We start from the raw sequence: 5,005 nt of genomic DNA on the forward strand, positions 1-5,005 counted from the left end.
CTGGAAAACAGCGCCAGATCACCGCTTATCTGCAGCGAGATTGAGTCAGACCCAATATTGCGCGCCGTTTGACAGATGGACCGCTCGTGGTCGATTCGAACGCTGATGTTCGAGGCGAGTATGTCGGCTTCTACCTCAAGGGCGAGAAAACGACGTTTCAGTTCCTGAGCAACGCGAGGGTGGTTCTGAACGCGCCCAAAGACGGGCCGTTAACAGGGCTCCTCTTCTTCGAGGACAGGGCAACCTCGCTCGACCGCGAGCACGTCATTAAGAGCAATTTCGTCTCGAATTTGACCGGAACGATGTATCTTCCGCGCGGAAAGCTGGTCATTGATGCGACGAACGAGGTGGCACAGCAATCGGCGTTCACGCTCATCGTGGTCCGCAAGCTCTATCTATCAGCTAGCCCGAAGCTCGTTGTGAAGTCAGACTATCGAGGTACGGATGTTCCAGTGCCGTCGGGTTTAGGGCCACTCGGTGGTGACCCCGTTCTTGCCCGCTGACTGGCGCAGCATCAATCCGCCAAAACCCGCACGAATCGTCTGGCTACCCAGCCAGACCGGCAGGGTCCCGTGTAGGTTCCGTCAAAGTAGGGCGGGGCCTCGGGGAGACGACAAGCTTCCATCAGGGCCGTGTCTGCTTGCGCGTCAGGCAGATAGATGACCCCCACGAAACTCGCGGAATTCCAATCTTTTTGCAGTACGCCGATGACGCGTTCGCCTTGGATCAATCGTCCCAGCTCGGCAGCTTTCGTCGAGGGCGCAGATCGCACCGAAACAAAGCCGTCACCGCCTTTTCGAAGGCCGAAGATTTCAGCGACGGCCCCGCCGGGCGCGATCTTTTTGCCATCCAGCATGATGGACTTAACCACCACGGGCTCCGGTGCCAGCCCTTGAGCAAGAGACGAGCTGGCAGCGGCGAGGGTGAGCGCCGCGATCGAGAAGGCAAGGGGCTGCATGAAACTGATCGTACCGATGGACGAATTTGACGCAACAGATCTCTCGGCTGCGGCCTGATTGGATTCTGGCGATCAACCTCGGGAAGGGCAACGTCACCTCCCGGGCACTTTGACGTCATGTGACCATCTGTCGTCGGACATGCGCACGGTTCGCGCTTGAGCAACGCGATTTAAGCTTTCGAGGACGTTAAGCTAAAGCGACAAGCCTCAGCTAGCCGCCGGGCTTCAGGGCTGTGTCCCAATAATCTCTGATTTTCTGAACCAGGGGCTCGGGCAACGCCACATAGCCCAGCGATGTTGCGTCGGCGGCTCCCCTCTCGAATGCGATGCGAAAAAAGCTGATCACCTCGCGGGAGCGCGCATTCAAAGGCTTTGGCACCAGCGCAAACGTCGTGGCCACGATCGGCCAGGATTGTGGCCCTGGCGCGTCGGTCAGCATCAGCGCGAAATCTTGGTTGGCTGACCAGTTGGCGCTGGCTGCGGCAGCCTGCAGGCTCGCTGCATCGGGTTTGACAAACTGGCCGGCCCTGTTCTGCAGCAGGGTGTAAGCAAGGGAAGCCCGCACCACCTGCCCTAGCTCGACATAGCCGATTGCGTTCTTTGTCCGGGAAACCAGGTTGATCACGCCCTGCGTCCGCTCCGCGCCGGTGCCGACCGGCCAGGCGACCTGGGTATTCGCACCGATCCGGGCCGCCCAGTCCGGGCTGACGCGGGAGAGGTAATCCGTCCAGTTGAAGGTCGTGCCTGATCCGTCGGAACGCCATACGACTTTGATCGCGGCTTCGGGCAATCTGACCGCCGGATTCAGGACTTTGATGTCCGCGTGAGACCAGGTCTTGATCCTGCCGAGATAGATATCGGCCAGGACCGGCCCGGTCAGCCGAAGCTGGCCCGCTCCGACGCCATCGATATTCACGACCGGGACGATGCCTCCCATTACGAAGGGGAACTGAATCATCGCGGTCCGCGCAAGTTCTACGCTAGAGACGGGCCGATCCGTGGCGCCGAAATCGACGGCACGCTGCGTCACCCGAACTTCGCCACCGAGGGAACCGATTGGCTCATACTCGATGCCTATGTCGAGGGGCGCCATGTCGGCACCGTCGGCCTTGGCCGAGCGGTACAGCCGCGACCACCTGCCGATCACTGGAAAGGTGAAGGTCGAGCCCGCACCGGTGATCATGCCGACGACCGGCAAGCCCATATTCGAACGATGGCCGATATCCGCTGGCGTCTGCGCCAGACCTACGCTCGATGTCAATAACGCGATTGCAAAATAAAGACGACCCAAGGTTTTCATTCGTTCGTACCTTCGATTGTCCAATTAGCCGGCGTTAATAGGCCAATTGAGAAGCTATGGACTGCGAATGACGACGGCGTGACGAACGCAAGATCTATCAAGCGATTGCCGTAACTGGACACAGTCCTAGACTGCGTCGCAGCCGCTCGGTGAGCCGACGTGATAATTTATCTGTCGATCATCCGGGCGTGTATGTCGTGGCAAGTGAAACACAAGAAACCGAAACCCGATATCGCGAATTCACTCGTTACTGTTTTGGCGAGTGCCGCGGCGCCACAATGATGACGGTCGTTGTTCAGCGTCCCGGACGAGGTCACAAGGGCGTCACACCCCGCCACCTAGGTTTCGGCCCAGCGCTGCAACGAGAGCGAGTGGGCGCTGCGAGTGACAGTCAGTGCCGAGGGGGGCGCCAGCATGCAAGTCGATATCTTCACTCAGGTGATCGTACCGGTCATCGGGGGGCTCGGCATCTTCATGCTGGGCCTAGAATTCATGAGCAACGGCATTCAGTCCCTCGCCGTCAACAAGATGCGCTCGCTGTTGGCCAAGATTGCCGGCACGCCGGTCAAGGGCGTCATCGCCGGAACGTTCATCACCGGCGTCATCCAATCCTCGACGGCGATGACGGTCATGGTCGTCGGTCTTGTTAATGCCGGCGTCATCGGGCTACGGCCGGCGATCAGCGTGATCATGGGTGCCAATATCGGCACGACGCTCGGCAATGGCCTGATCGCTCTGCCACTAGGCCCGCTCGGTCTTCTTCTCGCAGGCATCTTCGCGCTCGTCCACATTTTCGCCAAGACCGACAAGGTCAAGAACATCGCTCTTGCTTGCATGGGTTTCGCGCTGATCTTCTACGGCCTGAACCTGATGACGGGTGGGCTTCGCCCTCTGCGCGCCATGCCTGAAGTGATGGGCGTGATCTCGTCGCTACGGGCCGACTCCTTCATGGGCCTGATCTACTGCGTCCTGATCGCCGCCGGTATCACTGCGATGATCCATTCGTCGTCAGCGACGATCGGCATCGTCATGGGGCTCGGCGCGGCCGGTATCCTCGACTGGAAGACTGCCGTCGCCTTTTCGCTGGGCGCCGATCTCGGTACCACCATCACCTCGTGGATGGCCTCACTTAATCTCACCAAGAACGCCAAACGCGCGGCCTATGCGCATATTTCCTTCAATATCATCGGCGTGATGGTGACGATCCCGCTGTTCTTCGTGTCGATGGACGTCCTGACCTGGGCGATGCAGTGGTTCGGCGGCGACCCCGGCGTGCCGGTGATCAAGGACGGCAAGGAGACCTTCCCGCTGGTTCCTGTGGCCATCGGCCTTTATTCGACCTTCTTCAACATCTTCAATACCGTATTGCTCTTCCCCTTCGTCGGCGTCTTCGAGAGCGTCCTGATGAAGGTTGGTGCTAACGCGACCGGCGATCGGGAGGACTATACCCAGCCGAAATATCTGAGCGCAGCTGCAGCCAGCGACCCTGTCTCCGCCGTTCCCGCGGTCCAGCGCGAAACCGGGCGCTACCTCGAAGCCGCGCGCCAGTTCCTCGACATCGCCAAGGGTAGCGAGAATGCCCCTGACAAGATCGAGGAACACTATGCAGCCATCGACATCCTCAACCGCGAGATTCGTTCCTACACCTCGGGCATGTTCAAGGCCGACATGCACTATGCCCGGGCCGATCTTGTCGCGAGCCTGATCGAGGAGGAAGACCAGACGGCCAGTCTGGGCGAAGCGCTCTACCAGATCGCCCGCCGGATCGAGCGCCAGCCCTTCGGCGAGGTCGGTCGCGGTCTGGTGAACAGCCTTGTTGACCAGGTTGAAGATGCGCTCCGGGCGATCATTCCGATCGACCAGGTCAACCCGCCGGTCACCGCCCAAGCCGAGCCGCGGTTGAAGGCTCTCGCCGAAATGCGCGAACGCTGCCTGCGGCTTGGCGCAGAACTGCCCTGGGTCGAGCGCGGTGCGATACTGGCCCTACTCGGCAGCGCCGAGCGCGCCTATTATCTGATCGAGCGGATCGACTCTGAGCGGAAATCGGTGTCGCGTGTCGTCCCGGTCGCGGCCCAGAGCCAGACGCGCGGTGCGGAAGGCTTTGGTGGCGCGGCCGTCCCGGCCTGACCAAGTGTCCCATTAACGGAAAACGGGCGGCTCGATGGATCGAGCCGCCCGTTTTCATTTGCGCCGGTGCAGGCGGCGGCCTGCGAAGCCTCAGCCCTCCTGCATGTAATCGTGGATCTTGCGGCCGAAGGGCAGGGTCAGGTCGGCGATGAAGTGGTGGGCGCCGAGCACGCGGCGCACCGGCAGGTCGGCGACCGGCGCATTGACATGCGGCACCAGATGCAGCCGGCCCGGGCCGATCCACGAGCCCTTGACCGTGATCTCGGTGAGGTTCAGCGCGACGAGCTGGCAGATCTCCGGCTCGCCATCGACGCCCGGGATGATCTTGAGGTTGACCTGCGTCTTCGACAGCGTCGCGGTCGTCTTGGCGCCGTTGCCGGCGAGGCTCTCATGCTTGTAGCCCATCGTGCCCATGGCAACCTGCTGGCCGGCATAGTCGAGCGTGCCCGTCAGTGTGTCCTTGACCAGCTCCAGCTTCGGATGGGCGTATTTCTTGGGGAAGCCCCAGATCTCGCGGCCGGCCGAAATCGGCGGCTCAACGTCGAGATACATCTGCGAGACGAAGTTGACCTCCTCCTCGCCGAAGCGGCAGGGGATGACGATGCCGGTCTCGGTGTAGC

At 61.1% G+C, this 5,005-nt stretch carries 5 protein-coding genes; 2 read left to right on the forward strand and 3 right to left on the reverse strand.

Going from position 1 to position 5,005, the window contains the following annotated elements; all coding sequences use genetic code 11:
* Positions 1-86 precede the first annotated feature (86 nt).
* Positions 87-503, forward strand: coding sequence for a hypothetical protein (locus AX750_RS12905; RefSeq protein ID WP_066735638.1), 417 nt, complete (start codon positions 87-89; stop codon positions 501-503).
* A gap of 11 nt (positions 504-514) precedes the next feature.
* On the opposite strand, the gene AX750_RS12910 is transcribed toward AX750_RS12905, so the two are convergent.
* Both AX750_RS12910 and pstS read right to left on the reverse strand, forming a co-directional pair.
* Positions 515-958, reverse strand: coding sequence for a hypothetical protein (locus tag AX750_RS12910; protein ID WP_066735639.1), 444 nt, complete (start codon positions 956-958; stop codon positions 515-517).
* Between the two features lie 211 nt (positions 959-1,169).
* Entirely contained in the window at positions 1,170-2,258 is a 1,089-nt protein-coding gene (gene pstS / locus AX750_RS12915) for a phosphate ABC transporter substrate-binding protein PstS (protein ID WP_082734921.1), read from the reverse strand.
* 414 nt (positions 2,259-2,672) lie between these two features.
* Between pstS and AX750_RS12920 the strand changes: the two genes are divergently transcribed.
* A complete protein-coding gene (locus tag AX750_RS12920) occupies positions 2,673-4,385 on the forward strand; it encodes a Na/Pi symporter (protein WP_066735643.1) in 1,713 nt (570 codons plus the stop codon).
* 90 nt (positions 4,386-4,475) lie between these two features.
* Here the strand turns inward: AX750_RS12920 and AX750_RS12925 are convergent.
* On the reverse strand, positions 4,476-5,005 hold a 530-nt coding region (locus AX750_RS12925), incomplete at its 5' end, for an acetoacetate decarboxylase (protein ID WP_067254381.1).

The organism is Methylobacterium sp. CCH7-A2 (assembly GCF_001557075.1).
Classification (GTDB): Bacteria; Pseudomonadota; Alphaproteobacteria; order Rhizobiales; family Beijerinckiaceae; genus Allobosea; species Allobosea massiliensis.

What these genes read in the sequence shown, in the direction of transcription:
- AX750_RS12910 (WP_066735639.1), bottom strand. Translation starts at nt 958, where the DNA reads ATGCAGCCCCTTGCCTTCTCGATCGCGGCGCTCACCCTCGCCGCTGCC.
- pstS (WP_082734921.1), bottom strand. Translation starts at nt 2,258, where the DNA reads ATGAAAACCTTGGGTCGTCTTTATTTTGCAATCGCGTTATTGACATCG.
- AX750_RS12920 (WP_066735643.1), top strand. Translation starts at nt 2,673, where the DNA reads ATGCAAGTCGATATCTTCACTCAGGTGATCGTACCGGTCATCGGGGGG.